This window comes from Sphingomonas sp. UBA978 (assembly GCF_002292295.1).
Lineage (GTDB): Bacteria > Pseudomonadota > Alphaproteobacteria > Sphingomonadales > Sphingomonadaceae > Sphingomonas.
The window spans coordinates 109,724-135,721 of the sequence record NZ_DBBS01000010.1 but is presented as its reverse complement, the minus strand read 5'-3'; the positions used below and the strand labels follow the sequence as shown (position 1 = coordinate 135,721).

The window sequence follows — 25,998 nt, the reverse complement described above, 5'->3', positions numbered from 1 at the left end:
CGGCGGCCGCCGGCCGGCGCGTGTCGAACCGCGGGCGAGCCTGTTCGCCGGCGATGGACCGCACCTTATTCTGGTAACGCTATCACCATCCGGCCCCGCGTCAAGCGGCGTGCGCGGACGGGACGGCGCTTAGCGGGCGCGTGGACGACGCCGCGGCGGCGCGTCCGACTGGCGGCGGATCAGCGTATAATCGAGCACCTGCTGCTGCGGCATGCCCTCCCCGCCCTTCTGCCGGCGCAGCGTGCCGACGAGCAGTTCGACCGCGGCGCGCGCCATGTCGGCGATCGGCTGGTGGATCGTGGTCAGTTCCGGCCAGATCGCGGTCGACAGCGTCGTGTCGTCGAACCCGCACACCGTCAGGTCGCCCGGCACGTCCAGCCCGCGGCGATGCGCCACCGCCACCGTCGCCGCCGCCATGTCGTCGTTGGACGAGAAGATCGCGGTCGGCGGGTCGTCCTGTTCGAGCAGTTGCTCCGCGGCATCGAGGCCGGAGAGATAGGTGAACAATCCGTCGACGATCAACGCCGGATCGACCGGGATGTCGGCGGCGGTCAGCGCCTCGCGATAGCCCTCCAGCCTTTGGTCGCTGGCGGACAGGTTGGGATTGCCCTTGATGAAGCCGATGCGGCGATGGCCCAGGTCCATGATATGCCGCGTCATCGTCGCCGCCGCCTCGCGGTCGTCGATGCGGATCGCCAGCTGGCTCGCGGCGGGCAGGCCGGTCGCCACCGCGATCGTCGGCACGTTCGCGGCGGCGAGCAGCGCGAGCAGCGCCGGTGCCTCGCACAGCGGCGGCGGCAGGATGATGCCGTCGATGCCGCCGTCGACCAGATGTTGCGCGACCTCCAGCTCATGGTCGCCCAGATCGCATTTCTCGACGACGATCTGCACGTCGCTGCGGCTCGCCTGGTCGAGGCTGCCGAGCAGGAATTCGCTGAGGAAGCCGGCGCTGGGGTTGCTGTAGAGCAGGCCGATCCGCGCCGGCCCTGCCCCGGCCAGGCTGCGCGCCGCCGGATTGGGTGCGTAATTGAGCGCGCTGATCGCCGCATTCACCGCCTCGCGCGTCGTCGGGCGGACGTTGGTCTCGCCGTTGATGACGCGCGACACGGTCATCGGCGACACGCCCGCACGCCGCGCCACGTCGCTGATCGTCGGCGCGGACCCCGAGCGGCGGGAGGAACGGGGCGGGGCGGCGGTGGGTGGGCGCATGCGGCGGGTCGGCCAATCCGGAGAGGAAACCGGACAGGCATGGACGCAAGCGGCAGGCGGAGCAAGAGCGCCCCCGTGCCGCATATGCCTTGCGCGCCGTGGGATGCCGCCATATGGTAGCGCTATCTAGACCGCGTGGGCGGTCGCGCAGGTCTCGCCAGAAGGCCGTCGGACAGGAAGGATCACGGGCCATGCCCCCTCGTATGACGCTGTGTCTGGCGACCGCCGCACTTGCCGCCACCACCGCCCTCGCCCGGACGACTTCGCCCGCCGGAACGGCACCGCGTAGCCCTGATGGCCGCGGCTACCGGTCCCAGCCGCTGGTCACCGATATCTACACCGCCGATCCTTCGGCGCACGTCTTCGGCGGCAGGCTCTACGTCTATCCCAGCCACGACGTCGATGCGGGCATCCCCGACGACGACCTCGGCAGCCAATATGCGATGCACGATTATCGCGTTCTCAGCATGGACCGGATCGGCGGCCCGGTGACCGTCCACCCGGTCGCGATCGACGTGAAGCAGATTCCCTGGGCATCGAAGCAGACCTGGGCGCCCGATGCGGCGTACCGGAACGGCACCTATTATCTCTACATGCCCGCCCGCGACAGACAGGGCATCTTCCGCATCGGCGTCGCCACCTCGCGGTCGACGACCGGCCCGTTCCGGGCGGAGCCGCAACCGATCCGCGGCAGCTATTCGATCGACCCGGCGGTGTTCACCGACGACGACGGCCGGAGCTACATGTATTTCGGCGGCATCTGGGGCGGGCAGCTGCAGCGCTGGGCCACCGGCACCTACGACCCGGACGGTGGCGACACCGACCTGAAGCGGGACGACCGCCCCGCCCTCGCCCCCCGGATCGCGCGGATGCGCGCGGACATGACGCAGTTCGCCGAACGCCCCCGCGCCGTCGTCATCACCGACGCGGCCGGCAAGCCGATCCTCGGCGGCGACCACGACCGCCGCTTCTTCGAAGCGGCATGGACGTTCAAGCGCGGCGGCAGATATTATTTCACCTATTCGACCGGTGACACCCACTTCCTCAACTATGCGATCGGCGCGTCACCCTATGGCCCGTTCCGCTACGCCGGCCATATCCTGTCGCCGGTGCAGGGCTGGACGACGCATCATTCGATCGTCGCCTTCCAGGGCAAATGGTGGCTGTTCTACCACGACACCCAGCTGTCGAACCGGAACCACCTGCGTTCGGCCAAGGTCACCGAACTGACGTTCAACCCGGACGGCACGATCCGCCCGCTCGATCCGTTCGCCGCCTGATGTTCCTCGGCATCGATATCGGCACGTCCGGCGTGAAGGCGGTGGTGCTGGACACCGCCGGCCAGGTCGTCGGGCAGGGCACCGCCGCGCTGACCGTACAGCGCCCCCATCCGTCCTGGTCGGAACAGGACCCCGACGCCTGGTGGGATGCGACCACCGCCGCCGTGCGGGCGATCGACCCGGCGATCCGGCGGCAGGTGCGCGGCATCGGCCTTGCCGGGCAGATGCACGGCGCGACGCTGCTCGGTGCGGACGACCGGCCGCTGCGGCCTGCGATCCTGTGGAACGACGGCCGCTCCGCCGCCGAATGCGCCGAGCTGGAGGCGGCGACGCCGGCCTTCCACGCGATCGGCGGCAACCTCGTCATGCCGGGCTTCACCGCGCCCAAGCTGCAATGGGTCCGCCATCACGAACCCGAGGTGTTCGACCGCATCGCCACCGTGCTGCTGCCCAAGGATTACGTCCGGCTGCGGATGACCGGCGACATGGCGTCGGACGTGTCGGATTCCGCCGGCACGCTGTGGCTCGACGTCGCGGAACGCCGGTGGAGCGACACGCTGCTCGCCGCCACCGGCCTAACCGAGGAACAGATGCCGCGGCTGGTCGAGGGCAGCGCCGCGACCGGTCGCCTGCGCCCCGACGTCGCTGCCGACTGGGGGATGGACGCGGTTCCCGTCGCGGGCGGCGGCGGCGACAATGCCGCGGGCGCGGCCGGTGTCGGCGCGGTGCGCGACGGCGATGCCCTGCTGTCGCTCGGCACGTCGGGGGTGATCTTCGTCGCCACCGACGGCTTCCGTCCCAATGTCGCCGGCGCGGTCCACGCCTTCTGTCATTGCGTGCCGGACATGTGGCACCAGATGGCGGTCCATCTCTCCGCCGCCGCCTGTATCGACTGGGTTGCGCGGCTCACCGGCGCGGACGGCGCCGCCGACCTGTTCGCGCGGGCCGAGCGCGCCGGCCCGGCCTCCGGCCCCGAACTCTTCCTCCCCTATCTGTCCGGCGAACGCACCCCGCACAACGATGCGCAGGTGCGCGGCGCCTTCCTCCGCCTCGACAACGACAGCGGCCCCGACGCCCTCGCGCAGGCGGTGCTGGAGGGGGTCGGCTTCGCGCTCGCCGACGGCCTCGGCGTCGTCCGCGACGCCGGCACGACGGTCGAGCGGCTGTCGGTGATCGGTGGCGGCGCCCGCTCGCGCTATTGGGGCGAGACGCTCGCCGCCGCGATGAACGTCGAGCTCGTCTATCTGAAGGGCGGCGAGGTCGGCCCCGCGCTCGGCGCCGCCCGGCTCGCGCAGCTCGCGGTCGACGGCGGCACCCCTGCCGACGTCTGCCAGCCGCCGCCGGTCAGCCACGTCATCGCCCCCGATCCGGCGCTCGTCGACCGCCTCGCCCCCAAATACGCCGCCTTCCGCGACGCCTATCCCCGCATAAGGACCCTCTAGATGGCCGACTTCTTCGCCGACATTCCGCAGATCCGCTACGAAGGGCCGGACAGCGACAACGACCTCGCCTATCGCTTCTACGACAAGGACCGCGTCGTTCTCGGCAAGACGATGGCCGAGCATCTGCGCTTCGCCGCCTGTTTCTGGCACAGCTTCTGCTGGCCGGGCAGCGACGTGTTCGGCGGCGGCACCTTCGACCGGCCGTGGCATCGCGGTGCCAACGACGCCGCCGCCGCGGCGCAGAAGCGCGAGGTCGCGTTCGATTTCTTCGCGAAGCTCGACGTGCCTTATTATTGCTTCCACGACGTCGACGTGATGGCGGATGCCGGCAATGTCGCCGAACACCGCCGCTCCTTCGCCGAGGCGGTCGACCATCTCGAGCGGTTGCAGGCGGCATCGGGCCGCCAATTGCTGTGGGGCACCGCCAACCTGTTCAGCCACCCCCGTTTCGCCGCCGGCGGCGCGACCAACCCCGATCCGGAGGTGTTCGCGTTCGGCGCGATGCAGGTCCGCGACGCGCTGGAGGCGACGCACCGGCTCGGCGGCCAGAACTACGTGCTGTGGGGCGGCCGCGAGGGCTATGAGACGCTGCTCAACACCGACATGAAGCGCGAGCTCGACAATCTCGGCCGCTTCCTCGGCCTCGTGGTCGAACACAAGCACCGGATCGGCTTCACCGGCACGATCCTGATCGAACCCAAGCCGCACGAGCCGACCAAGCATCAATACGACTTCGACACCGCGACCGTATACGGCTTCCTCAAGCGCTACGGCCTCGAGAACGAGGTGCGCGTCAACATCGAGGCGAACCACGCCACGCTGTCGGGCCACACGTTCGAACACGAGATCGCGACCGCGGGCGCGCTCGGCATCTTCGGCTCGATCGACGCCAATCGCGGCGATCCGCAGAACGGCTGGGATACCGACCAATTCCCGAACTCGGTCGAGGAGATGACGCTGGCGATGCTGGAGATCCTGCGCGCGGGCGGCTTCACCACCGGCGGGTTCAACTTCGATGCCAAGGTGCGCCGCCAGTCGATCGACGCGGTGGACCTGTTCCACGGCCATATCGGCGGCATCGACGTGGTGGCGAAGGGGCTGCTCAACGCCGCCGCGCTGATCGAGGACGGGCGGCTCGATGCGGCCCGGACCGAACGCTATGCCGGCTGGACCGGCGACTTCGGCAGCGCGATCGCCGGCCTCGACCTCGTCGGCATCGCCGACCTCGCCGTCGCACGCGCGATCGATCCGAAGCCGCGTTCGGGCCGGCAGGAGCGGCTGGAGAATCTCGTCAACCGCTTCGTCTGACCGATCCGGACGGCGGTGCCGGTCGACGCTAGCGGAACAGCGTCACCGGCACCGCGTCCGCCATAGCGCGATAGCCGGCGGCGCCGGGGTGCAGGCCGTCGCCGCTGTCATAGGCGGGGGCGAGATAGGCGGGGCGGGCCGGATCGCGCAGCGCCGCGTCGAAATCGATCACCGCATCGAAATGGCCGGGGGTGCGGATCCAGGCGTTGATCGCCTGGCGCATCCGCTCCGACGCCGCGTCGGGATGGTAATAGCGGTTCGCCATGAACGGCAGGATCGTACCGCCATAGACCCGGATCCCGCGCTGGTGCGCCCGCGCGACCATCTGCGCATAGCCCGCCGTCACCTGCGCGATCAGCGCATCCTGTTCGCCGACGCCCGCCGGGGCGTCGCGCTGCAGCACGCCGACGTCGTTGATCCCCTCCAGCAGCACGACATGGCCGACGCCCGCCTGCGACAGCACGTCGCGTTCGAAGCGGGCGAGCGCGTTCGGCCCGGTGCCGTCGCGCAGGATGCGGTTGCCGCTGATCCCCTGGTTGACCACCGCCCGACGGCCGCCCAGCCGGCGCGCGAGCACGTCGGTCCAGCGCCCGTTCGAATCGATCGCCACGCCATGGCCGTCGGTGATCGAATCGCCGAACGCGACGATCCCGCGCGCGCTGCCGCAGCGGCGCACTTCGATCCCGCCGACGAAGTACCAGTGCGGCGTCGTGTCCGCGCCCGGCAGCGCGGTGTCGGCGACATGCGCGCCCTTCGCCAGATAGGACGTGGCGCGCGATCCGGGATGGCCGGTCTGCCCCTCGGGATCCGCGGGCAGATGCAGGCTGACCGCCAGATCGGCGAAGGCGGCGACCGGCAGCGAGACCGGATCGCTCCACCAGTCGGCGCCCGCGGGGATCAGCACGTCGGCGCGCCCGGCGAAGGTCAGCGCGCGGCTGCTGCCCGGCGCCAGTGTCGCGGCGGTGTTCGCCGCGACCCGGCCGATCGCGGCACCGTCGATGCGCAGCGGCGCGCGGCCGAAGGCATTGGACAGCCGCACCCGCACGCTGTCGCCGCCGACGCTGACCCGCATCACCTGCCGCAACGTCGCATCGGCGAGCCGGCCGGCAGGCAGGGTCGAATCGGCCCCCGGCTGCATCACCGACGTTCCCCAGCTCGCCTGCCACGGACAGGCGGCGGGAGCCGGTGCGGCGGCGAGCAACAGGGCGGGCAACAGCGACGACAGCATGCGCAGGTCCTTTCGGGGAACGGACACCCTTCTGGATGCCCCGCCCCCCGGCGCGCAAGCGGTTATGACGCCGCTAGCCGCGCAGCCAGTCGCGCAGCAATTGCGTCACCTCGCCCGGCCGCTCCATCGGCGACAGATGCCCGCAGGACCGCAGCATGTGGAAATGCGCGTGCGGGATCAGCTTCGCCAACGCCAGCGCATCGTCGGGCGTGCAGATGCGGTCGCGATCGCCGACCGCGACCAGCGTCGGCACGCGGATCGCCGCGATCGCCTCGGCGATGTCGGGACGGGCGAGCAGGGCGCGCTGCTGGCGGGCGAAGACGGCGGGGCCGACGCGCTCCGCCATCGCCGCCGCCGGGCCGCTGACGATCGCCGACAGCTGCGGGTCGGCATGCGGCGCGGTCGCGATCGATCCCTGATCGGCGACCGAGCGCGTCCGGGCCTCCATCGACGCGCGCGTGCCGAACAGCGCGATGCGCGTCACCCGCGCCGGCGCCTGCCGCAGCAGCTCGAGCGCGACATACCCGCCCAGGCTGACGCCCGCGACCGCGAAGCGCGGCGGCGCATCGGCGAGCACCCGCGCCGCCATCGCCGCGATCGTCGCATCCTGCGACAGGTCGCCGAACTCGGGCTCGGCGACGTCGCCCAGATCCATGATCTGCCGCGCCCATAATTGCCCGTCGCAGCCCATCGCGGGCAGCAGCATCAACGGCGCACGCGGGTGATCCGCGTGACTTCTGCGAAGCGCCGCCACGCTCAGCCCGCCACGAATGGAAAGGCGAGCGCGATCATGCCGACCAGCGTCATCACGACGCACACCAGCGTGGCGGGCAGCAGCGTGAACCTTTGATGGTCGGCCAGGTCGATGCCGGCGAGGCTGACGAGCAGATAGGTCGAGGGCACCAGCGGGCTGAGCAGATGCACCGGCTGCCCCATCAGCGACGCGCGCGCGATCGCCATCGGCGACACGCCGTAATGCGCGCCCGCCTCCGCCAGGATCGGCAGCATCCCGAAATAGAAGGCGTCGTTGGAGATGAAGAAGGTGAAGGGCAGGCTCAGCGCGGCGGTGATCGGCGCCATATACGGCCCCAGCGCCGGCGGGATCATGCCGACCACCTCCTTGCTCATCGCCTCGACCATGCCGGTGCCGCCGAGGATGCCGGTGAAGATGCCCGCGGCGAAGATCAGCGACACGACCGACAGCACGTTGCCGGCATGCGCGGCGATCCGCTCCTTCTGTTCGGCGACGCCGGGATAATTGACGATCATCGCGATCGCGAAGGCGATCATCATCAGCACCGACAGCGGCAGCAGCCCCCAGACTAGCAGCGTCAGCAGCGTCACCACCAGCAGCCCGTTGAACCAGATCAGCCGCGGCCGCCGCGCCTCGGGATATTGCGACACGGCCATGCCGGTGAACTCCGCCTCCTCGCGCGTCTCGACCGTACCGATGCGCGCGCGCTCCTTGCGGCCGAACCACACGGCGAGCGCGAGCAGGCCGGCGAGCCCTGCGATCATCCCGGGGATCAGCGGCAGGAACAGCGTCGCCGGATCGAGCTTCAGCGCGCTCGCCGCGCGCGCGGTCGGCCCGCCCCATGGCGTCAGGTTCATGATGCCGCTGGTCGCCATCAACAGGCAGCACAGGTACAGCCGGTTCATGTCGTAGCGCTTGTAGAGCGGCAGCAGCGCGGCGATCGTGATGATATAGGTCGTCGACCCGTCGCCATCGAGGCTGACCAGCGCGCACAGCACCACCGTCCCCAGCAGGATGCGGGTCGGGTCGCCATGGACCAGCCGGATGAGCTTGCCGACCAGCGGATCGAACAATCCGGTATCGGTCATCGTCGAGAAGAACAGGATCGCGAACAGCAGCATCACGCCGGTCGGCGCGAGGTTCTTGATCCCGTCGATCATCATGTCGCCCAGGCCCGCGGCCTGGCCGGCGACGATGCCGAAGATCGTCGGGATGACGATCAGCGCGACCAGCGGCGTCATCCGCCGGGTCATGATGAGCGTCATGAAGGTGGCCACCATCAGGAAGCCGAGCAGCGCCAGGTTCATGGGCGTTAGGTCCTCGATGTCGAAAAGGTCAGAAGGTCACGGCGACGCGGGCACTGACGGTTTCGCCGTCGTCGCTGCCGGTCACCGCGCCGCTGCGGTTGTCGGTGTTCCAGTGGATCGCGTTGACCTGGAACCGGGTGAAGCTGTTGAGATACCAGTTGACGCCCAGCGTCCCCGCCCAGCCCTCGCCGCCGGTAACGAGGTCGGTGTAATCGAGGCTTTCGTAGCGCGCGGTCAGCTCGATCGCGCCCGGACCGCCGTCGAAGGTGGGCTTGAGCACCTTGGGCTGGCCGAAGCTGCCGAGCCGCGGATTGTACGGCGGCAGGTCGCCGGTGAGGAAGAACCCGCCCGACAGGCTCCACGCCTTGCTGGTGAAATCGTGGCGCCCGGCGTCAAGACGGGCGTCGCGGCGACCGGCCTCCGCCATCACCCACACCGGCCCGCGATAGCCGCCGAATTCGAGGCCGTAGCCGGTCGTGCCGGTGCCGCCGAGCAGCGGCCCGGTCGACACCCGCAGGCCGCCGTTGAACCGTCCGCCGATCACCGTGTTGCGGGTCAGCGTCGTCGCGGCGGACGACAGGCTCTCGTCGAAGCCCCAGAGGCCCAGATGCAGCACCGTGTCGTCGGTCTTGACCGGATTCCAATGGGCGCGGCCCAGCACCGTGCGCCCGTCGCTGACCGCCTGCGTGCCGTCGACCCGGTCGCCGGTGACGGTCAGCGAGGCGTGGCCGGTCTTCCAGAACAGCCGCGGCATGATGCCGATGCCGTAGAAGCCGCGCTGCGGGATGATCGCGGTGGCGACCGTGGTGCGTTCGAGGAACGGCGTCGAATCCGACCCCGTCGATCCTTCGAAGCCGCGGTCGTTGAACAGGTGCCCGGCGCGTACATCGTAATCGAGGCCCGGCCGGATCCGGTCGCGCCAGCCCATGAAGGCGGTGACGACGTCGACCTCGTTCTCCGAGAAATCCGCCTCCATCTGGTAGAAGAAATGCGTGCCGACCCCGCCTTCGAGGCCGAGGCGCAGCGCGCGCATGCCGGTGGTCGTCAGGTTGCGCGTGTCGGACTTCGACCCGAAGGTGCTGCTGACGTCGGCGAGGATGCGACCGCGCGGCTTGAACGTGTAGACGCCGTCCGCCGAGTGGAACACCGGCAGCCCCGATCCCCATTCGGTGGTGATCCCCGATGGATTGTCGCGCGCCGCCAGTGCCTGCGTCACGTCGCGGTCGGCGGGCCCGGGCGGCACGAGCTGCGGCGCGAACGGCACCGTCCGGCGCGGCTCGGCGGCCTGCGCGACCTGCGGCGGGGTGGGCACAGGTGCCGGTGCCGGTGCGGCCACCGCCGTCTGCTGCCCCTCCAGCCGGTCGAGCCGCGCCTTCAGCGTCGCGATCTCCGCCGCCTGGGCGCGGACGAGGTCGGCGAGGTCGGACGGGCTCGGCGTCTGCGCGAGCGCAGGCGTGGCGATGACGAGCGCCAACAGGGCGCTCCCGGTACGCAGGATCATGGGGTCGGGGCTCCGGCAAGGATCGCCTGCCAGTCGCGCAGGAAGCGCTGGCGGGTGATGCGGTCGAGGTGGACGAGCAATTGCGGCCCGACGCGGATCGGGCGCGCCTGCGCCGCGGGCAGCCGCCGCGCCGGCACGTCGGTGCGCACCGGCCACAGGCTGCGCGCGGCGAGCAGGCTCTGGCCGCGCCGCGACAGCAGGAAATCGAGGAACAGCCGCGCGCTGGCCGGCGCCCGCGCATCGCGCGCGATGAAGGCGATGCGCGAGGTGACGATGGTGTAATCCGCGGGCAGGACGACGCCCAGCCGGGGATCGCGCTTCGCCTGTTCCAGCGCATAGGATCCGATGACGTTATAGGCGATCGCCTGCTTCCCCGCGGCGACCGCGGCGAGCATCGGTTCGGTGTTCGCCTGCAGCACCGGCTTCGTCGCCGCGATGCTGCGCAGCAGCGCGCGGCTGTCGCGGGTGATCGCCATGTCCTGCGCCAGATAGAGATAGCCGACGTTGGAACGGGCGGGGTCGAAGGTCGTCACCTTGCCGGTGAACGCGACCCGCCGCCGGCGCAGCATCGCCTCCAGCGCGGCATGGCTGCGCGGCATCTGCGCATCGGGGATCAGACGGCGGTTGTAGACGATGCCGATCGGCTCGGCGGTGACGCCATAGCCCATGTTCTTCCACACCGCCTGCGGCGGCAGCGCCGGCTTTTCCGGGCTGGCATAGCCCTGCGCATAGCCGTCGTTGATGAGCTTGACCTGCAACGCCATCGCCGACGACCAGACGAGGTCGGCGGAGGGGCGCTTCGCCCGCGTCTCGGTGACCAGCCGGCGATAGATGTCGAGCGAGCCGAGATCGGCGTAGCGCACCGCGATGCCCGGATAGGCGCGGCGGAAGGCGGCGACGACGCCGACCAGCTCGGCGCGATCGGCATTGCCGTAGATGGTGAGCCCGCGCTCCGCCTTCGCCGTCGCGATCAGCGCGTCATAGGAGCGTGGATAGCCGGCCGGACGCGACTCGGGGCGCAACTGGGCCTGCGCCGGTACGGCGACCGTCAGCCACGTCATCGTCAGAAATAGGACAGACCTCATCCCGGCTCCTCTCGCTTTTCCGCTTCTGTGATCGGATAAGCTGCCACCGTGGAATACGAGGCGCACCTGTCAGCAACCTTTCACCGGTGTCGCCCGTGCGGATCCTGATGATCGAGGATGATGCCGCGCTCGCCCGCAGCATCGCCGCGCTGCTGCGCGCCAGCGGCCATGCGGTCGATCACACCGCCAGCGGCGAGGAGGCGCTGACCTTGGTGTCGGGCGAACCCTATGCGCTGGTCATCCTCGACGTCGGCCTGCCCGATATCGACGGCTTCACCGTGCTCGAACGGCTGCGGCGGCGCGGCGAGCGGGTGCCGGTGCTGATGCTGACCGCGCGCGACGCGCTCGACGACCGGGTGCGCGGGCTCGACCTCGGCGCCGACGATTATCTGCGCAAGCCGTTCGAACCGGTCGAGCTGGAGGCCCGCGTCCGCGCGCTCGGGCGGCGGCGCGGCGGCGATCCGGCGGCGGCGGTGACGATCGGCGCGCTGACGCTCAACCGTTCGTCGGGCCAGGCGGAGGTCGCCGGCCGCGCGCTCGACCTGCGCCGGCGCGAATGGGCGGTGCTCGACGCGCTCGCCACCCGGGCGGGACAGGTCGTGCCGCGCGAGCTGCTGCTCGCCGAGGTGTTCGGCTATGACGAGCCGGTCGGCCCCAATGCGATCGAGGTCAACGTCACCCGGCTGCGCAGCAAGCTCGCCCCCGACGGCCCGCAGATCCGCACGATCCGCGGCGTCGGCTATCTGCTAGATGCCGGATGACGGGCCGGACGACGGGCCAGACGACGGGCGGGAGGACCGCCCCGCGTTCGATCGCGCTGCGGACGCGGCTGCTGGTGGCGATGATCGGGCCGCTGCTCGGCGTCGCGATACTGCTCGGCATCGCCGGTGCGGCGCTGATCGCCGACGTCGTCCGCCGCACCAACGACCGCGTGCTCGGCGGCGCGCTCGGCGCGATCGCCGAGACGGTGCAGGTCGAACGCGGCGAGGTGACGCTCGACCTGCCGCCCGCCGCCTTCGGCATGTTGGAGAACAGCGAGCGCGACAACGTCTATTACCGGATCGCGGTCGGCGGCGACCTGCTCACCGGCTATGCCGACCTGCCCGCGCCCGCGCCCGACGACCTCGCGATCGACCAGCCGCGCTTCCGCTTCGCCAGCTATCGCGGCCAGCGCATCCGCATCGCCGAGGTGCGCCGCGCGCTGCCCGCGATCGAGCGCCCGGTCGTCGTCCAGATCGCCGAGACGCTCGACGGCCGCCGCGCACTCACCCGCCGGCTGCTGATCGCGCTGTTCGGCGGCGAGGTCGCGCTGGTCGGCATCGCCATCCTGCTGCTCCGCCCCGCGCTCGGCTGGAGCCTGCGCCCGCTCGCCCGGCTGCGCGGCGCGGTGGAGGCGCGCAACGGCCCCGCCGCGCCCGACCTGTCGCCGATCGACGCCGGGCCGCTGCCGCTCGAACTGCGCCCGCTCGCCGAGGCGTTCGACCGCCTGCTCGCGCAGCTCGACACCGCCACCGCGGCGACGCGGCGCTTCACCGCCGACGCGTCGCACCAGATGCGCACACCCCTGTCGGTGCTCAAGGTGCAGATCGAGCTCGCCCGCCGCGGCTCGCGCGAGGCGCTGGACGAGATTGCGACCGCGGTCGCCCGCCTCGAACGGCTGCTCGTGCAGCTGCTCGCGCTCGCCCGCGCCGAGGAGGCGGGCGTCGCCCCGCCGCTCGAACGCGTCGACCTGCGCGAGGTGGCGGTGCGCGTCATCAGCCGCCGCATCGGCGCGGCGATCGAGGCGGGGGTCGAGCTGCAGCTCGACGCCCCCGATGCGCCGATGCCGGTCACCGGCCACCGCACCCTGCTGGTCGAGATCCTCGGCAACCTTGTCGACAACGGCATCCGCTACAACCGCCCCGGCGGGACGGTGACGGTCGCCATCGCCACCGCGGCGGACGGCGCGACGCTGCTGTCCGTGCGCGACGACGGCCCCGGCATCGCCGCCGCCGACCGGGAGCGCGTGTTCGAGCGCTTCGTCCGGCTCGGCGACCCCGCCGGCCCCGACGGCAGCGGCCTCGGCCTCGCCGTCGTCCGCTCGGCGGCGGCGCGGATCGGCGCGCGCGTGACGCTGGCGGATGCCGCGCCGGGCCTGATCGTCCGCCTGCGCTTCTAGCGCGCCGCGCCTTCGAACTTGTCGCGACGCCGCCGGCCGACCAGGAGGCCGCTTTCCAGCCGCGCGCACAGTGCGGTGTAATAATCCGTCAGGAACGCCGCATCGTCGCCCTGATCGGCCAGCCCCGCCTTGCGCCGGATCGTCGCCGCGACCGCCCCGATCGCGACCGGGTCGCCGCCGCGCAGCACGTCCTCCAGCGTCTGCAATTCGTAGACGCCGTACAGCGCCAGCGCCGCCTCCGGGAACCGGCGGCGCGGCCGTTCCGCGGTCACCGCCAGATCGACCGCGAGCGTCCGCACCACGGTCTGCACCACCCACGTCCCCGCCACCAGATCGCCGATCCGCAGCCGGTCGCGGTTGAACAGCGGGAAGAACAGGAAGATACCCGTCCACAACAGCGCGAAGATGGTCAGGAACGCATCCGCCGTCCCCGCCGCCGCCTGCGCGCCGAGGAAGGACAGCGGCAGGAACACCTCGATCTCGCGCATCGCGTTGCGCGCCAGCACCGCGCCCGCGGTCAGCCGCGCCCCGTCGCGCGCGACGACGCGCAGCCCCATCAGCCGCTTGCCCGGCGTCGCGCCGCGTCCGCCCATCTCGAACAGGACGAACCAGCCGTTGCGCAACAGGAAGGCGCCGATCAGCCACAGGATCTTGGCGATGTCGGCACCGGTCGACCGGTCGATATAGGCGAGCGCGATCGTCGCGACGATCAGCGCGACCAGCATCGCGCCGACGTCGATCAGGAACGCTGCCGCGCGCGTACCGGCCCCGCCCAGCTCGAGCTGCAGGTCGACGCCCTCCGGCGTGACGAAGCCGCGCCGCAGCGACGCCGGCCCCCTAGTCCGGCGACCAATGCGCATGCCGCCTCCCGATCCCGTAATAATAGACCAGCCACGCCGCCAGCATCGCCGCCCCGATCCCCAGCCGTGCGCCGTCGCCGGTCACCACCTGCCGCCCGACCCCTTCCAGGATCGCCGCCACCGCCAGCATCAGCACCACCCCGGCGACCGCGACCGCCGCGGTGCGCCCGGCGGCGACCAGCGCGACCATCCGCTCCTGCGCCCCCGGAAAGGCGATCGCGGTGCCGATCCGCATCCCCGCCGCGCCGGCGATCATGATCGCGAACAGCTCCGTCGTGCCGTGGATCGCCAGCCACGCGCCGAAATTCGGGCCGAGCCCCTTATCGGCGAACACCGCGATCATCGCGCCGAGCGTCAGTCCGTTGTACAGCACCAGCAGCGCGGTCGGCACGACAAAGGCGAAGCCGAGCGCGAAGGCGAAGATCGCGATCTGCGCATTGTGCCCGAACAGGAAGCTGGCGAACACGCCCAGCCCGTCCTGCTGGGTCGTGTAGAGGGTGTTGCGCAGCATCGCCGCCGAGGCGCCCGGATCGCGCCCGCCCGCCAGGCCTTCGGGGATGATGCCGAAGAACCACGACGGGTCCGCCCGCACCAGCGCATAGGCGGCGAGCGTCCCCGCCAGCGTCAGCACCGCCATCACCAGCGTCTCGCGCCACAGCGACGCGACCGCCGCCGGCCAGCCGTGCGTGAAGAACCGCCCGAGGTCGCGCCACGCCGAATCCGACACGCCGTAGATCTGGAAATAGGCGCGCGCGCACAATTGCTCGAGATAGGCGACCAGCGCCCGGTCGAGCGACGTCTCGCGCGCCACCGACAGCGACGACAGCGCCGACCGGTAGAGCAGCGGCAACGCGAGCAGATCGTCGTCGGCCAGCACCCGCACCGAACGCTTCTCGATCCGGCCGAGCAATGCGTCCAGCCGCGCCCAGTCGGCGCCGTGCGCCGCGCGAAAGCGGCTGGCGTTGAGCGGCGGCGGGGCGGCATCGACGAATGCGCTCACAACAGGCTCCTCCGCTTGAGGTCGACATAGCCCTCGACCAGCCGCTCGGGCACCTGATCGTACGGGCTCTCGATGACGTGGACGCCGAGGTGCCGCAGGCGCAGCAGCACCAGCCGCCGGTCGCGGAGCAGCGCCGCGGCGGTCACCGCGCGGGTGACGTCGGCGGGCGTCGCGGGGGCGCGCGCGACGATCGTCTCCAGCTCCTCGTCGCGCAGCACGACGATCAGCACCAGATGCGTGCGCAGCAGCCGCGCGACCGCGCGGACCATGAAATCGGCGGAGGTCGGGTCGGTGAATTCGGTGAACAGCACGATCATCGACCGCCGCGTCAGCCCCGCCGCCATCGTCGTCAGCGCAAAGGTGTAATTGGTTTCCTCGCCGCTGTAATCGATCCCCGCCGCCAGCTGCTGCAGCGCGGGAAAGGCCGCCGATCCGCCGATGAAGCCGCTCGCGACGCGGGGGCGCGAATCGAAGGCGTGGAGCGCGACCCGGTCGCCCAGCTTCAGCGCCACCCAGCCGGTCAGCAGCGCCGCCGACACCGCGCGGTCGACGCGCGGGATGCCGCCGACCGGCTCCGACATCTGCCGCCCCGCATCGATCGCGAAGACGATCTGGCTGTTGCGTTCGGTGCGATATTCCTTGGCGTGCAGCTTCAGGTGGCGCGCCGACTGTTTCCAGTCGATCGCGCGCCGGTCCATCCCCGAGCGGAATTCGACCAGCGCGTCGAAATCGGTGCCGTCGCCGCGGTCGCTCTGCGCGAGCAGGCCCTGCACCGCGTGGCGCTGGAACACCTGCGCGCCCTGCCGCCGGATCGCCTCGACATCGGGCAGTACCGGCAGCACCTGCCCCGTTCCGATCCGCGCCTGCCGCCAGACCAGCCCGAGCGGCCCCGCCCAGCGCACCCACAGGGTATCGAGCCGCGCGGTGCCGCGCCGCACCGGCGTCAGCATTATTGCCCCCTCGCCGCGCCCGCCGGCCAGCATGACGTCGAACCGGTCGTCGCCGGCGAGCAGCGGGTCGGGCGCCAGCGCCACCTGTGCGGTCTTCGCCCGCGCCGCTCCTGCGATCGTCACGCCGACCGGCACGGTCAGCGGCACGCCGATCGACGCGCTTGGCGGCAGCGCCAGCGTCGCGCTCGCTCGGCCGCGCCCAAGCAGCGCATCGGTGAGCACCAGCAGCAGCAGCGCGAACGGCCAGCCGAGCCCCGCATACCAGCGCCCCGGCACCAGCATGGCGACCAGCAGCGCGACCGGAGCCCCGATCGCCGCTGCCAGCACCGCCATGCGGGTCGGATAGATCAACGCGGCGCCTCGATCGTCTCGATGATCTGCGCGACGACATCCTCGATGCCGCGCCCACCGATTTCCGCCGCGGGGGACAGGATCAGGCGATGGCGCAGCAGCGCGGGGGCGAGCGCCTTGACGTCGTCGGGGATGACGAAGTCGCGGCCGTCGAGCGCCGCCCGCGCCCGCGCCGCGCCCGCCAGCATCGCGCCCGCGCGCGGCGAGGCGCCGCTCTCCAGATCGGCGACGTCGCGGGTGCCGCGGACCAGCGCGACGATATAGTCGATCACCGCATCGACGAGCTGAACGCCCGCGACCGTCTTCACCGCGGCATCGATCGTCGCCGCATCCGTGCAGCGCGCGACGCCCCAGTCGGCCGGCGACATCGCGGCGGCGCGCGCGCCATGCGCCGCGACGATCCGCCGCTCCTCCTCCGCACTTGGATAGGCCACCGTCTGCTTGAACAGGAACCGGTCGAGCTGCGCCTCGGGCAGCGGATAGACGCCCTGCTGCTCGATCGGATTCTGCGTCGCCACCACCATGAAGCGGTTGCTCAGCGGCAGGCTTTCGCCGTCGATCGTGACGGTACGCTCCTGCATCGCCTCCAGCAGCGCCGCCTGCGTCTTGGGCGAGGTGCGGTTGATCTCGTCCGCGAGCAGCAATTCGGTGAAGATCGGGCCGCGCGTCAGCGTGAAGGTCGACGTCTGGAAGTTGAACAGATTGGCGCCGATGATATCGCCCGGCATCAGGTCGGGGGTGAACTGGATGCGCCCGAAATCGAGCCCGACCGTGTGCGCGAAGCTGTGTGCGATCAGCGTTTTGGCGGTGCCCGGCGGCCCTTCCAGCAGGATATGCCCGCCCGCGAACAGCGCCACCAGCAGCAGGTCGACGGTGCCGTCGTGGCCGACCACCGCCTTGCCGATCTCGGCGCGGATCGCCTGCCCCAGCGCCTGGACCTCTTCAACCGTCACCGTGTCTTCTCCTGTTGCCATCGATGGAGCGCCCGTGCGGCGGCCAGCATGTCGTCGCGATGATCGGCGCGGGTCGCGTCGGCGGCGAGCGCGCTGAACCTGCTCCCCCCGCGCAGCCGGTCGAGATAGCGGTCGGCGTCGTCGTCGGACAGGCCCGGCGGCACGCCGAAGATCGCGCGCGCGCGTTCGCGGACCAGCGCCGCATAACGCCCGCCGAGCCCGCCCTCGCGCCCCGCCTTGCGCACGATCATCGCGCTGTTGTCGACCAGCGCCGCCTTGCCGAAGGCGATCGCGCGGGCGCGCGGGTGCGCCGCGCCGAAGCGGACCAGCGCCTGCCAGCCGACCAGCGCCAGCGCGACGAGGATGGCGAGCGTCATCGCCAGGAACGGCGGCTCGAATGCGAGCTTCAACGGACTGCGGCCGCGCCCCAGCCCGTTGAGCGTCACGTCGAAGGCGACGCCCTGCGCCCCGGTCGCATTGACGAAATCGATGAGGTCGAGCGCGGCGCGGGCCCGGTCCAGCCGCCGGATGCCGTGGTTGGCCAGCAGGTCGGGGTCGGCGAGGATATAGGTGTTGGTGCCGGACACCTGCCCCAGCACGATCCGGCCGGCATCGTCGCTGACCAGCGGCGTCAGCGCCGGCCCGGTCACCGCCTGCAACGGTCGCGGCGCCGCCACCGCCAGCGTTTTGGGCGCCCAGGCCACCGGGCGCAGCGGCCGCGCCCTGCTCGGCCGGCGGGTGACCGTCATCTCCGTCGCCGGCGCCAGCATCGCCGCCGGGTCCGCGGCCGCCAGCAGCCCGGCGACGTCGACCCAGCCCTCGACCGCGTCGTCCGCCACGCTCGCCCATTTCGGCAGGACGATCAGCGTCGCGCGATTGCGCCGCATCTCCATGAACGTGCTGACGTCGACGGTGCCGTGGTCGGGGGTGGCGACCACCAGATCCTCGGTATCCCACCCCTCCTCGGCGCGCAGGATTCGCGGGTTGCGCCCGGTCGCCCGGGCCAGCTCGACGATCCCCGCATAGCCGGTCGCCGCATGCGACAGCGCATGCGCGCCGGCGTTGCGACCCGATGCGAAATCGGGCGCATAGGCACCGAGCAGCAGCGATCCGGCGAACCCCAGCACGCCGATGACCAGCAGCAACGCCACGGTCAGCGGCGCAAAGACGCTGTCCGCCCGCGCCCGCGCGCCGATCGCGACCTCGCTCATGAACGCCACGCCTGCGGCAGCGCGAAACCGGCATAAGCGGCGCGCGCCGCCTGCCAGTCCGCATCGGCGACGGGCCGGCCACCGAACTGGCTGCGCTCGACCGGCGCGGCGATGCTGGCGAACAGCGGCCGCACCGCCGCCGGCAGCATGGGCGCGGCGGCGAGTTCGCGCGCGGTCAGCGACGGCCGGCGCAACTGCGGGCGGCGGCGGGCGATATCGTCGATCGAATGGAACAGCAGGGAATGGATCGCCTCGGCGAAGCGCCCCTCCGCGGCGAGCCGGTCCGCCTCGCGCAGCCACGCCCGCGCCGGCGCCGCATCGGGCACCCAGCCGTCGCCGTCGCTTTCCGCCATGGGCGCACCGCGCCGCCGCCGGGGCAGGCGCCATTCGCCCGAGCGGATGCGCTCGACCACCATCCAGACCATCGCCGCCGCGACCGCCACGAGCAGCGTCCACAGCAGGATGCGGGCATAAGGCGCATCTGGCATCAGGCTCGCGATCCAGCCGAGCAGCCGCCCGACCGGGCGGAACGCCGCGGCGATCCAGCGGCCGATCGTCTCCAGCCATTCCGGCGTCTGCGGCGGCGGCGGCGGACGCGTCAGCGTGAACTGGATCGACGGATCGGCGCGCAGCGCGGCATGCGCTGCGGCGAGCCGGTCGGCCACCGCCGGATCCTGTGCTGACGCCGCGATACTACCCTCCCAGCCCCTACCCTCCGAGCCCCGATGCCCGACGGCATCAGGCACGCCCCGCGGCGAACCTAGCCGGATCGGCCCGTCGCGCAATCACCGAAATCCGCCTGCCCGTCGATCGGGCTGGACAGCCTCCGGATCGGCCGCCACCATCGCCTTCGGGACAGAGCCGGGGGACGAGAAAGATGGCGGGCAGCGCGAGGGTCGGGCGCGGACACGGCATGTCCGTCGGCAGCGTGTTCGGCCGCAGCACCGACGTCATCCGCACCAATCCGGTGGCGACGCTCGGCACCAGTTTCGTGCTGATGGCCCTGCCGCAGCTGCTGACCGCGCAGATCGGCCGCGGCGGCGCTATCTTCGACGGCGTCCGTGACGGACTGTACGTCGCGGCGGGCCTCTATGTGCTGGTGATCGGCGCGCTGTGGCTGGTCGCGAGCGGCGCGCTGGTCCAGGCGACGATCGCGCACGATCAGGGTCGCGAGGCCGCAGTACCCGAGATGCTGCGCGTCGGCGTCCTGCGCATCCTGCCGCTGTTCGCGGTCTATCTGCTGTTCACGATCGGCGTGATGATCGGCACGATGCTGCTGATCGTTCCCGGCGTCATGCTGGCGGTGATGTGGTCGGTGTCGCTGCCCGCGATCGTCGCGGAACGGACCGGCGTGTTCGGCGCGTTCGGGCGCAGCCGCACGCTGACCAAGGGCGCCCGCTGGCCGGTGTTCGGCATCCTGCTGCTCGCGCTCGTCATCTACAGCCTCGCCTCGGCGGCGGTCGGGGTGGCGAGCGTCGCCGGGTCGGGCTCGTTCGCGGCGATCGCCGGCGGGGCGGAGGTCGCGACGCCGCGCGTGCCGCTGCTCGCGCAATTGCTCCAGTCGGTGGTGACGACGGTGATGCTGACCTGGTTCACCATCGTCGGTGCATCGCTGTTCGTCGAGCTGCGCCACTGGAAGGACGGCCCGGACGCCGATCGCCTCGCCGACATCTTCGCCTGACACGGGGGGCCGGACCTCGCGGCGCCGTCGACCGTTGCACGCGCACCACAGGAGCCCCGCCATGACGCACACCCTCGCCGAACTCGATGCGATCCGCGCCGACTGCCGCCGCATGGTCACCAGGCGCGCGGCGATCTCCGCCGGGGCGTCGGTGGTGCCCGTGCCGGGCGCCGACCTCGTCGCCGACGTCGGCATCCTCAAGAAGATGCTGCCCCAGATCAGCGAACGCTTCGGCCTGCGCGCCGACCAGGTCGAAAAGATGGATTCCACCCGCGCCCAACAGGTCCTCGCGATCGCCGCGAGCCTGGGAAACAAAGTGATCGGCCACACCATCACCAAACACGTCGTCCTGCTGCTGCTGCGGCGGATGGGCGTCCGCGTCGCCACCGCCTCGGTTGCGCGCTACGTGCCCTTCATCGGATCGGCGGTGGCGGCGACGATCAGCTTCGGCGCGATGAAGCTCGCCGGCAACGCGCATATCGAAGATTGCTACACCACCGCCAGGGCACTCGCGGGGCTGGACGACGCACGCCCCTGACGATCGGTCGTCGAACCGGCCCGACGATAAAAAGCAAACAAACGTACCTGCCGGTACAGAAAGCGGTTGACGCACCGCCTTCGCCGTTTATATACCGCTCAGTATAGAACGTGGCAGCCGCAGCGCAACAGCCATGCAACCCGTCCTCCAGCCGGAGCGATCCGACGGCGTGCAGCCCTGTGCGCCGATCGTGGTCGCTCGCCATCGCCGACCATCAGCCACGGACCAGGCGTCCGCGGGCAACGACCCGCCGCGTCCACACGACATGATCGAGGGAGATCATCATGGCCTATCTAGCCTTCACTGCCTGGGATGCCGACACCATCACCGCGGCACCGCGTCCGGTCGCCGACCCCATCCCCGCCGCACCGACGCCCCGCCCCCGGCTCAGCGCGCTCGAATGGTCGGTCGTCGCGCTCGCCGCCAAGGACCCGTTGTCGTCGCTGCGCACGCCCGGCCGCATGGCGGTGGCGATGGGCGCGCTGTTCGGCGACCGCCGCCGCTCCGCGCTCGCCGACCACCGGCTGGAGGCACTGCGCCGGATCGCGGTGCTCAGCCGCCATCAGGGCTATACCGTCGCCCCGACCGAGATCCGCGCCTTCGTCGCCGCCGGCTTCAGCGAGGATCAGTACGAACTGATCGTCGACAGCCTGCGCGCCGCAACCCGCCATGCGGGAGCCTACGCATGAACATGCATGCCCCCATCGATACCGACGCGGTCGACACGACCGTCCGCCCGAAGCGCCCGTGGCGCAAGGGCGCGCTGATGCTGGTGCCGATCGCCGCCGCCGGCATCGCCTATGGCCTGATCGATCGCGATGCGCCCGCCACGGCCGCGCCGCCACCGCCCGCTGTCACGGTCGCGCAACCTTTGGTCCGCGCGGTCAACGAATGGGACGATTACGTCGGCCGCTTCGAACCGAGCCGCAGCGTCGAGGTGCGCCCGCGCGTCTCCGGCGCGGTGACCGCGATCCACTTCACCGACGGCGCGATCGTGCGGCAGGGGCAATTGCTCTTTACCATCGATCCGCGCCCCTTCGCCGCTGCATTGGCAGAGGCGCGCGCCGGCCTCGCCAGCGCGCAGAGCGACGTCGCGCTCGCCCGCGCCAACCTCGACCGCGCCAACCGGCTGGTCGCGGACGATGCGGTATCGAAGAGCGACGTCGACCAGCTCAACGCCCGGCTGCGTGCCGCCACCGCCTCGCTCGCCGCGGCGCAGGCGCGGGTGCGGGCGCGCGCGCTTGACATGGAGTTCACGCAGGTGCGCGCGCCGATCGCGGGCCGCATCTCCGATCGCCGCATCGATGCGGGCAATCTGGTCGCGGCGGGCGACGCCAACGGCACGCTGCTGACCACAATCAACGCGCTCGATCCGATCTACTTCAGCTTCGACGGGTCGGAGGCACTGTTCCTCAAGACCAGGCGCGCCGCCGCCTCGGGCGCCGACGTGACCCCGGTCGAGGTCCGCCTGCAGGACGAAGGCGATTATCGCTGGAAGGGCCGGCTCGATTTCACCGACAACGGGCTCGATCCCAAGTCCGGCACGATCCGCGGCCGCGCGGTGCTCGCCAACCCGGACTTGTTCCTGACGCCGGGGATGTTCGGCAACATGCGGCTCGGCAGCGGCGGCACGGTGCGTGCGCTGCTGGTCCCCGATTCGGCGGTACAGACCGATCAGGCGCGCAAGACCTTGCTCACCGTCGCGCAGGACGGGTCGGTGACCGCCAAACCGGTGCAGCTCGGCCCGGTCCTCGGCGGCCTGCGCGTGATCCGCGCCGGCCTGTCGCCGAACGACCGCGTCGTCATCAGCGGCACGCAGATGGCGATGCCGGGGGCGAAGGTCACCGCAAAGCCAGGCCGCATCGCCCCCGTCGGCGACGTGGCGCCCCCCGGCGGCGGCACCGCGCCGGCCGCGGGCGAGGTCACCTTCGCACCGTAACGGCCGATCGCCCTCGCCTGCCGAACTCCATCCTCTTCCGGGGAGCATATCATGCGCTTTTCGCGCTTCTTCATCACGCGGCCGATCTTCGCCGCGGTCATCGCGGTCATCATCACGATCGTCGGCGCCATTGCCTATTGGGGCCTGCCGGTGTCCCAATATCCCGACATCGTGCCGCCGACGGTGACCGTCACCGCGACCTATCCCGGCGCGTCGGCGGAAACCGTCGCGGAGACGGTCGCCGCCCCGATCGAGCAGGAGATCAACGGCGTCGACAACATGCTCTACCAGAGCAGCCAGTCGACCGGCGACGGCACGGTGACGATCACCGTCACCTTCCGCCTCGGCACCGATCTCGACGCCGCGCAGGTGCTGGTGCAGAACCGCGTCGCGGTCGCGGTGCCGCGCCTGCCGCAGGAGGTGCAGCGCTTGGGCGTGGTGACGCGCAAGACCTCGCCCGACTTCCTGATGGTCGTCAATCTGATCTCGCCCGATCATAGCCTCGATCGCGGCTATATCTCCAACTATGCGCTGACGCAGGTCCGCGACCGGCTGGCGCGGATCGAGGGCGTCGGCGACGTGCGGCTGTTCGGCGCGCGCGACTATGCGATGCGGGTGTGGATCGATCCCGGCCGCGCCGCCGCGCTCAACCTCACCGCGGGCGACATCGTCCAGGCGTTGCGCGCGCAGAATGTACAGGTCGCCGCCGGCACGCTCGGCCAGCCGCCCTATGCCAATGGCAGCGCCTTCCAGCTCAACGTCGAGACGCAGGGTCGCCTCGTCGATCCGGCGCAATTCGGCCAGGTCGTGATCCGCACCGATGCCGACGGCCGCCAGGTCCGCGTCGCCGATGTCGCGCGGGTCGAACTGGGTGCCGCCGATTACGCCTCCAACACCTATCTGTCGGGCGAACCCACGGTGATCGCCGCGGTGTTCCAGCGTCCCGGCTCGAACGCGCTCGCCGCCGCCGAGGCGGTCAGCGCCGAGATGGAGGCGATGGCGAAGGACTTCCCCAAGGGGCTCGCCTATCGCGTTATCTACAATCCCACTGAATTCATCGCCCAGTCGATCGACGCGGTGAAGCATACGCTGATCGAGGCGATGATCCTCGTCGTGCTCGTCATCCTCGTCTTCCTGCAGAAATGGCGCGCGGCGATCATCCCGATCGTGGCGATCCCGGTGTCGCTGATCGGCACCTTCGCGGTACTGGCGGCCCTAGGATACAGCCTCAACAATCTGTCGCTGTTCGGCCTCGTCCTCGCAATCGGCATCGTCGTCGACGACGCGATCGTCGTGGTCGAGAATGTCGAGCGCAACCTCGAACGCGGGCTGACCCCGCTCGAGGCGGCGCGCACCTCGATGGACGAGGTGTCGGGCGCGCTGGTCGCGATCGTGCTGGTGCTGTGCGCGGTGTTCGTGCCGACGCTGTTCCTCACCGGCCTGTCGGGTGCCTTCTACCAGCAGTTCGCGGTGACGATCTCGACCGCGACGATCATCTCGCTGCTGCTGTCGCTGACGCTGTCGCCGGCACTCGCCGCGCTGCTGCTCAGGGCGCACGACCGCGACCATACCGGCAATCGCCTGACGCAGGCCGTGCGCCGCGCCGGCGACGCGTTCAACCGCGGGTTCGAGCGGATGAGCGCGGGCTATGCCACGCTGACCGCGGCGCTGGTCGCGCGCCCGAAGCGGATGATGACGGTCTATGTCGGCCTGATCGCCGCCACCGGTGCCCTGTTCTGGGCGACGCCCTCGGGCTTCATCCCGGCGCAGGACCAGGGCTATTTCCTCACCGTCGTCCAATTGCCCTCCGGCGCCTCGGTCGAGCGTACCGACGCGGTCGTGCAGAAGGTCGCCAAGCGCATCCTGCCGCTCGCGGGCGTCAAGGGCGCGGTCATGCTCGCCGGCTTCGACGGCCCGTCGCAGACGCTCGCCCCCAATGCCGCCGCTGCCTATATCCCGCTGAAATCGTTCGAAGAGCGCGAAGCGCTTGGCGTCACCCTCGCCAGCATCATGGCGGAAGCACAAAAGGCGACCGCCGACATCGACGAGGCGCGCATCTTCGTGATTCCGCCGCCGCTGATCCAGGGCATCGGCTCGGCCGGCGGCTATCGCCTGATCGTGCAGGACAAGAATGGCGGCAGTTACCAGAAGCTCGGCGAGGAGACAGGCAAGCTGATCGCTAAGGCGAACCAGACCGAGGGGCTGGCGCAGGTCTTCACCTTCTTCGATTCCGCCACGCCGCGCATCTTCGCCGATATCGACCGGGCCAAGGCCGACATGCTCGGCGTCCCCCCGGAACGCGTGTTCGAGGCATTGCAGGTCTATCTCGGCTCGGCGTTCGTCAACGACTTCAACCTGCTCGGCCGCACCTATCGCGTCACCGCACAGGCCGATGCGCCATTCCGCGCGACCACGGCGGACATCGCCAACCTCAAGACGCGGTCGAACTCCGGCGCGATGGTGCCGATCGGATCGGTGTCGACCTTCCGCGACAAGACGGGGCCGTATCGCGTTACCCGCTACAACCTCTTCCCTGCGGTCGAGGTGGATGGCGACACCGCGCCCGGCTATTCCTCCGGCCGGTCGCTGGTCGCGATGGAGAAGGTCGCCGCCGAAACGCTGCCTGCGGGATACGGCACCGAGTGGACCGGCATCGCCTTCCAGCAGAAGGCGGCGGGCAGCACCGCCGCCATCGTCTTCGCGCTGGCGGTGGTGTTCGTCTTCCTCGTGCTGGCCGCGCAATATGAAAGCCTCGTGCTGCCGCTGTCGATCATCCTGATCGTGCCGATGTGCCTGCTCGCGGCGATGATCGGCGTGAACCTGCGGGGCATGGACAACAATGTCCTGACCCAGATCGGCCTCGTCGTGCTCATCGCGCTCGCCGCGAAGAACGCGATCCTCGTCGTCGAATTCGCCAAGCAGGCGGAGGAGCAGGACGGGCTATCGCCAGTCGAGGCCGCCGTCCGCGCCGCGCAGGACCGGTTGCGGCCGATCCTGATGACCAGCTTCGCCTTCATCCTCGGCGCGGTGCCGCTGCTGATCGCGACGGGCGCCGGCGCGGAACTGCGGCAGGCGCTCGGCACCGCGGTGTTCTTCGGCATGATCGGCGTCACCGGGTTCGGCCTGCTGTTCACGCCCACCTTCTACGTCGTGTGCCGCGCGCTGGGCGATCGCCTCGCCCGCCGCCGGCACGCCGCCGCCGCCGCCGCGCCCCACGCGCTGCCGGCGGAATAAGGAGCTTCT

At 70.9% G+C, this 25,998-nt stretch carries 22 protein-coding genes; 10 read left to right on the top strand and 12 right to left on the bottom strand.

Going from position 1 to position 25,998, the window contains the following annotated elements; translation table 11 throughout:
* Positions 1-129: 129 nt before the first annotated feature.
* Positions 130-1,209 (bottom strand): LacI family DNA-binding transcriptional regulator, encoded by a 1,080-nt coding sequence (locus B2515_RS04660; protein ID WP_293874256.1) that lies wholly within the window; start codon positions 1,207-1,209, stop codon positions 130-132.
* Between the two features lie 191 nt (positions 1,210-1,400).
* Here B2515_RS04660 and B2515_RS04655 point away from each other — a divergent pair, with 191 nt between their 5' ends.
* Genes B2515_RS04655 through xylA form a run of 3 tightly spaced genes read left to right on the top strand, consistent with a single transcriptional unit; the run spans position 1,401 to position 5,239 of the window.
* Positions 1,401-2,489, top strand: coding sequence for a glycoside hydrolase family 43 protein (locus B2515_RS04655; protein ID WP_293874253.1), 1,089 nt, complete (start codon positions 1,401-1,403; stop codon positions 2,487-2,489).
* Positions 2,489-3,931: a xylulokinase gene (gene xylB / locus B2515_RS04650; RefSeq protein WP_293874250.1), complete on the top strand. Its 1,443-nt coding sequence runs from the start codon at positions 2,489-2,491 to the stop codon at positions 3,929-3,931. The genes B2515_RS04655 and xylB overlap by 1 nt, the downstream gene beginning before the upstream one ends.
* Positions 3,932-5,239, top strand: a complete 1,308-nt coding sequence (gene xylA / locus B2515_RS04645) for a xylose isomerase (RefSeq protein WP_293874247.1) — start codon at positions 3,932-3,934, stop codon at positions 5,237-5,239.
* A 28-nt stretch (positions 5,240-5,267) separates the two neighbouring features.
* On the opposite strand, the gene B2515_RS04640 is transcribed toward xylA, so the two are convergent.
* From B2515_RS04640 to B2515_RS04620, 5 genes are all read right to left on the bottom strand, one after another.
* Positions 5,268-6,467, bottom strand: a complete 1,200-nt coding sequence (locus tag B2515_RS04640; protein WP_293874244.1) for an SGNH/GDSL hydrolase family protein — start codon at positions 6,465-6,467, stop codon at positions 5,268-5,270.
* A gap of 73 nt (positions 6,468-6,540) precedes the next feature.
* Complete coding sequence (locus B2515_RS04635) at positions 6,541-7,173, bottom strand: alpha/beta fold hydrolase (protein WP_293874241.1); 633 nt, start codon at positions 7,171-7,173, stop codon at positions 6,541-6,543.
* Between the two features lie 50 nt (positions 7,174-7,223).
* Positions 7,224-8,528 (bottom strand): CitMHS family transporter, encoded by a 1,305-nt coding sequence (locus tag B2515_RS04630; RefSeq protein ID WP_293874239.1) that lies wholly within the window; start codon positions 8,526-8,528, stop codon positions 7,224-7,226.
* Between the two features lie 28 nt (positions 8,529-8,556).
* The gene (locus tag B2515_RS04625) at positions 8,557-10,029 is read right to left on the bottom strand and encodes an OprO/OprP family phosphate-selective porin (protein ID WP_293874236.1); all 1,473 of its coding nucleotides are present in this window, start codon (positions 10,027-10,029) and stop codon (positions 8,557-8,559) included.
* Complete coding sequence (locus B2515_RS04620) at positions 10,026-11,114, bottom strand: ABC transporter substrate-binding protein (RefSeq protein WP_293874233.1); 1,089 nt, start codon at positions 11,112-11,114, stop codon at positions 10,026-10,028. The genes B2515_RS04625 and B2515_RS04620 overlap by 4 nt, the downstream gene beginning before the upstream one ends.
* Positions 11,115-11,221: 107 nt before the next feature.
* On the opposite strand from B2515_RS04620, the gene B2515_RS04615 reads away from it, so the two are divergent.
* Together B2515_RS04615 and B2515_RS04610 are read left to right on the top strand one after the other, a co-directional pair.
* Positions 11,222-11,875, top strand: coding sequence for a response regulator (locus B2515_RS04615; protein ID WP_293874337.1), 654 nt, complete (start codon positions 11,222-11,224; stop codon positions 11,873-11,875).
* A complete protein-coding gene (locus tag B2515_RS04610) occupies positions 11,872-13,272 on the top strand; it encodes a sensor histidine kinase (RefSeq protein ID WP_293874231.1) in 1,401 nt (466 codons plus the stop codon). Before B2515_RS04615 ends, B2515_RS04610 begins: the two co-directional genes overlap by 4 nt.
* Here B2515_RS04610 and B2515_RS04605 read toward each other — a convergent pair.
* From B2515_RS04605 to B2515_RS04580, 6 genes are read right to left on the bottom strand one after another with little or no spacing between them, the layout of a single operon-like run.
* On the bottom strand, positions 13,269-14,132 hold the full coding sequence (locus tag B2515_RS04605) for an RDD family protein (protein ID WP_293874229.1): 864 nt from the start codon (positions 14,130-14,132) through the stop codon (positions 13,269-13,271). The two genes, B2515_RS04610 and B2515_RS04605, sit on opposite strands and share 4 nt — an antisense overlap.
* On the bottom strand, positions 14,110-15,132 hold the full coding sequence (locus B2515_RS04600; protein WP_293874227.1) for a stage II sporulation protein M: 1,023 nt from the start codon (positions 15,130-15,132) through the stop codon (positions 14,110-14,112). Before B2515_RS04600 ends, B2515_RS04605 begins: the two co-directional genes overlap by 23 nt.
* Entirely contained in the window at positions 15,129-16,433 is a 1,305-nt protein-coding gene (locus B2515_RS04595) for a DUF58 domain-containing protein (RefSeq protein ID WP_293874225.1), read from the bottom strand. Before B2515_RS04595 ends, B2515_RS04600 begins: the two co-directional genes overlap by 4 nt.
* Positions 16,430-17,386, bottom strand: coding sequence for an AAA family ATPase (locus B2515_RS04590; protein WP_293874223.1), 957 nt, complete (start codon positions 17,384-17,386; stop codon positions 16,430-16,432). The genes B2515_RS04595 and B2515_RS04590 overlap by 4 nt, the downstream gene beginning before the upstream one ends.
* Entirely contained in the window at positions 17,383-18,597 is a 1,215-nt protein-coding gene (locus B2515_RS04585) for a hypothetical protein (RefSeq protein WP_293874221.1), read from the bottom strand. Before B2515_RS04585 ends, B2515_RS04590 begins: the two co-directional genes overlap by 4 nt.
* Entirely contained in the window at positions 18,594-19,262 is a 669-nt protein-coding gene (locus B2515_RS04580) for a DUF4129 domain-containing protein (protein ID WP_293874219.1), read from the bottom strand. Before B2515_RS04580 ends, B2515_RS04585 begins: the two co-directional genes overlap by 4 nt.
* 248 nt (positions 19,263-19,510) lie before the next feature.
* On the opposite strand from B2515_RS04580, the gene B2515_RS04575 reads away from it, so the two are divergent.
* The 5 genes from B2515_RS04575 to B2515_RS04555 all read left to right on the top strand — a co-directional run bounded on the left by B2515_RS04575 (position 19,511) and on the right by B2515_RS04555 (position 25,989).
* Entirely contained in the window at positions 19,511-20,278 is a 768-nt protein-coding gene (locus B2515_RS04575; RefSeq protein ID WP_293874216.1) for a hypothetical protein, read from the top strand.
* Positions 20,279-20,339: 61 nt separating this feature from the next.
* Positions 20,340-20,816: a hypothetical protein gene (locus B2515_RS04570; RefSeq protein ID WP_293874213.1), complete on the top strand. Its 477-nt coding sequence runs from the start codon at positions 20,340-20,342 to the stop codon at positions 20,814-20,816.
* 284 nt (positions 20,817-21,100) lie between these two features.
* On the top strand, positions 21,101-21,505 hold the full coding sequence (locus B2515_RS04565; RefSeq protein WP_293874210.1) for a hypothetical protein: 405 nt from the start codon (positions 21,101-21,103) through the stop codon (positions 21,503-21,505).
* Positions 21,502-22,755 carry an efflux RND transporter periplasmic adaptor subunit gene (locus B2515_RS04560; RefSeq protein ID WP_293874207.1) on the top strand — a complete coding sequence of 418 codons (1,254 nt, stop codon included), beginning with the start codon at positions 21,502-21,504 and terminating at the stop codon, positions 22,753-22,755. The genes B2515_RS04565 and B2515_RS04560 overlap by 4 nt, the downstream gene beginning before the upstream one ends.
* A 51-nt stretch (positions 22,756-22,806) precedes the next feature.
* On the top strand, positions 22,807-25,989 hold the full coding sequence (locus B2515_RS04555) for an efflux RND transporter permease subunit (protein WP_293874204.1): 3,183 nt from the start codon (positions 22,807-22,809) through the stop codon (positions 25,987-25,989).
* The last annotated feature ends 9 nt before the right edge of the window (positions 25,990-25,998 follow it).

Coding starts and splice junctions, on each gene's coding strand:
- B2515_RS04605 (WP_293874229.1), bottom strand. CDS start 14,132: ATGCGCATTGGTCGCCGGACTAGGGGGCCGGCGTCGCTGCGGCGCGGC.
- B2515_RS04615 (WP_293874337.1), top strand. CDS start 11,222: ATGATCGAGGATGATGCCGCGCTCGCCCGCAGCATCGCCGCGCTGCTG.
- B2515_RS04660 (WP_293874256.1), bottom strand. CDS start 1,209: ATGCGCCCACCCACCGCCGCCCCGCCCCGTTCCTCCCGCCGCTCGGGG.
- B2515_RS04570 (WP_293874213.1), top strand. CDS start 20,340: ATGACGCACACCCTCGCCGAACTCGATGCGATCCGCGCCGACTGCCGC.
- B2515_RS04630 (WP_293874239.1), bottom strand. CDS start 8,528: ATGAACCTGGCGCTGCTCGGCTTCCTGATGGTGGCCACCTTCATGACG.
- xylA (WP_293874247.1), top strand. CDS start 3,932: ATGGCCGACTTCTTCGCCGACATTCCGCAGATCCGCTACGAAGGGCCG.
- B2515_RS04655 (WP_293874253.1), top strand. CDS start 1,401: ATGCCCCCTCGTATGACGCTGTGTCTGGCGACCGCCGCACTTGCCGCC.
- B2515_RS04575 (WP_293874216.1), top strand. CDS start 19,511: ATGTCCGTCGGCAGCGTGTTCGGCCGCAGCACCGACGTCATCCGCACC.
- B2515_RS04565 (WP_293874210.1), top strand. CDS start 21,101: ATGGCCTATCTAGCCTTCACTGCCTGGGATGCCGACACCATCACCGCG.
- B2515_RS04625 (WP_293874236.1), bottom strand. CDS start 10,029: ATGATCCTGCGTACCGGGAGCGCCCTGTTGGCGCTCGTCATCGCCACG.
- B2515_RS04555 (WP_293874204.1), top strand. CDS start 22,807: ATGCGCTTTTCGCGCTTCTTCATCACGCGGCCGATCTTCGCCGCGGTC.
- B2515_RS04610 (WP_293874231.1), top strand. CDS start 11,872: ATGACGGGCCGGACGACGGGCCAGACGACGGGCGGGAGGACCGCCCCG.
- B2515_RS04640 (WP_293874244.1), bottom strand. CDS start 6,467: ATGCTGTCGTCGCTGTTGCCCGCCCTGTTGCTCGCCGCCGCACCGGCT.
- B2515_RS04620 (WP_293874233.1), bottom strand. CDS start 11,114: ATGAGGTCTGTCCTATTTCTGACGATGACGTGGCTGACGGTCGCCGTA.
- xylB (WP_293874250.1), top strand. CDS start 2,489: ATGTTCCTCGGCATCGATATCGGCACGTCCGGCGTGAAGGCGGTGGTG.
- B2515_RS04585 (WP_293874221.1), bottom strand. CDS start 18,597: ATGAGCGAGGTCGCGATCGGCGCGCGGGCGCGGGCGGACAGCGTCTTT.
- B2515_RS04635 (WP_293874241.1), bottom strand. CDS start 7,173: ATGCTGCTGCCCGCGATGGGCTGCGACGGGCAATTATGGGCGCGGCAG.
- B2515_RS04560 (WP_293874207.1), top strand. CDS start 21,502: ATGAACATGCATGCCCCCATCGATACCGACGCGGTCGACACGACCGTC.